We start from the raw sequence: 2547 nt of genomic DNA, 5'->3' as shown, positions 1-2547 counted from the left end.
CGCACGACGCCGCAGCTCAGCGGGGTAAGGGGAGGGACGTGCCATGACTCAATCCTCTCAGAGAATCGAGTCTCCATTCGAACCGGTGCGGTTCACACCGAGCGGTGCCGCGATCAATCCTCACAGTCGTTCGTACAGCGGCGCGCTCCACCTGGACGCCATGAACCACGCCCGCTCCACGGTGTGTGGGCCGACGGCAGACGGGATGGGAGCTGGGGATAGGTAGTGGGGGTGCAGGTTGGATGCCGGGTGTATGCCAGTACCTTGGCAACCCCAAGGCTGACAGGAGGGTGACACCTGTGCAGATGGCCGGAGTCGACTTGTACGTCAACAATCCGGTCATGGCTTTGGGGTCCCCGGACTGGATTCGCGATGACCTGGAGTTGGGGGGCGCTCCCGCTGCATCCTCCGACACTCACGTCATTGTCCGTGTACAAGCACAGACGGTTCTGATCAAGGTGCGGTTGTTCCGAGACCACGGTCAGGGTGTCGCCGCCGATCCGTCATTCACCACGGTCTTCGACGGGTCGCTCTACTTGGCAGACCGGCGCTTCGTGATCGGTGACGTGCTGGGAGAGTGCCGATTCGTCAAGTACATCGGAGGACCGCAACGGTGGTCGGTGCGGGTGGCAGTCGATGATCCGAAGGGGTACGCGCGTGCTGCCGACGTGGTTCTTCGAGTCGAGGAGTAGAGGCGACTCACCCGTCAAGGCTGCGTGCGAAGGCTGATACCAGCGGCTGACACCAACAAGCGCGAACAGCAGCGATCGGCGCCGGATCTCAGTGGACGATCGGCCGAGGCGTAGGACCGGTTGACCGACGTCGACGGTCCCCTGTGATCGACCTGACAAGGATGAGGCCAGATCTCAAACTCTGTGTTCAGTGCGGGCGCCGTCCCTCAGCCGATGGACGGCGCCTGCCGACCCAACTCGGTCCTTGAGACGCCGCCAGCCTCGGTTACTGTCTGGGGCCCGAGAGTCGGGCGCAGTGAAGGGAAGGCCGCCGCCATGTCGATACGCGAGAACTTTGCCAAGCTCTTCAAGAGCACGGCTAAGACACCCGACAGCGACCCGTTCGCGGTAGACCGACCGTGCCAATGCTCGCCAGAGTGGCCCGGCTTGGAGACGACGGCGAACGGGCACATGCTCCCGGCGCAGCCCTCCAGCCACTACAGCGTTCTCACGAACCCCGAGGTCGGTCCGTTCGTCGCGCGCTGCACCGGTTGTCAGGCTCGCTATCCCCGCCCTTGGGTGATCCCGCAGGGCGCGCCGATGCCCTTCGACTGGGCTCGTGAGACTCCGCCGACCTCGTGAGCGCCAAGAGTAGGAATCACATCCGCAGCCTGGGATGCCGGGAGAAGACCACGCGTGCCCCCTGTGTGCCCGATCGGACGGCCGCAGGCGGGGAACAGTGGGAAACACAGGCGGATCGCCCGGAGACTTGCAGGTCAGCGCCTTGTCAGGTCAGATCCAGCGCGGCTACCCGATCTTCCAGACCAGCTCCAAGCCTCAGGCAGCGGCGCTTGACTGGGTCATTGAAACTCCCGGCCAAAGTCTCTACATCGCCTGCTCTGTAGGGTGCGGCACCATGACTCCTGACGTGGCTCGGAGCCCGAAGCGCACAGACGCCGCAAGGTGGGAAGACCTCGTCGCCCGATACGCGTGGGCCGATGCCGATGAGCCCGGCGCATACACCTTCTCCGTGATTGCAGGAACAACGGAGGACGAGGTGATCCGGGCGTTCGGTGGCGATCCGGGAGCGTCGCGGCTGATGGCCTTCGCCGAGGCCGCCGACGAGCGGGCAGCTCACCTCTATGAGGACTACGAGCTGCTTCGCGTGGTCACCGTCGACCAACGCGTCATCGCCATCGAAGGGGGTTACTACGGCTGCATCCCGGAGATCGCCCGGCGAGCGTCCGCGGATGGAGGCGAGTTCTTCAGCGTCTACCGCGACGTGAACGCCCGATACCAGGTCATGCATGCCCTTGATGGCCACGTAGACGGCATGTTCGACCCCTTCGGGCTGGAGGACGCGGCGTGGATCGACCCGGAACCGGAGGTCCCCGCCTGGGCAGAAGGGGTCGCCTTCCACATGGGGACCCTGTGCGCCGAGTCCTTCGCGCTCATGGAACGCACCATGGGCGTGCCCATCGATCCCGGGTGGATGGACACGGAGCTTCGCACTGTGCTGCTCGCCCCACCCTCTGAGCTCTTCGGGCAGTCGGAGGCAGCGTGGCTCCCATGAGTACACCGCTCGTCCTCACACGAGCCGCGATGAAGTCGGGGCCGGCATCGGACTGCCTGAGGCGAACAAACGGTCCTCGAATCGCGCCACTGTCGTGCCAGAACGGACGGGGACTCACGGGGAACCAGGGTCCGCAGGGGGAGTTCGACCGGACTTAGCAGGAGGCAGGAATTCGCAGTTCACGCGCAGGATCGACCAACCTCGCTCCTAAGAGGTCGTTTCTTTTGGTGTGCGTGAGGGCTGGCTGGTGAGTGGTGGGCGTGGCCATGGCTGGTGTCACTGCGTGTGTGGGAAGGCTGTTCC

Annotated in this window: 2 protein-coding genes; both read left to right on the top strand. The window is 64.7% G+C overall.

Annotated features, from left to right (window positions below):
• The first annotated feature begins 305 nt into the window (after positions 1-305).
• Positions 306-692, top strand: coding sequence for a hypothetical protein (locus ABT085_RS45600; RefSeq protein ID WP_351622951.1), 387 nt, complete (start codon positions 306-308; stop codon positions 690-692).
• Between the two features lie 895 nt (positions 693-1587).
• Positions 1588-2244: a DUF6461 domain-containing protein gene (locus ABT085_RS45595; protein WP_351622948.1), complete on the top strand. Its 657-nt coding sequence runs from the start codon at positions 1588-1590 to the stop codon at positions 2242-2244.
• Positions 2245-2547: the final 303 nt, after the last annotated feature.

Origin of the sequence: Streptomyces sp. NPDC002265 (assembly GCF_040296125.1) — a bacterium.
Lineage (GTDB): Bacteria > Actinomycetota > Actinomycetes > Streptomycetales > Streptomycetaceae > Streptomyces.
This window is presented reverse-complemented; position numbering and strand designations above follow the sequence as displayed.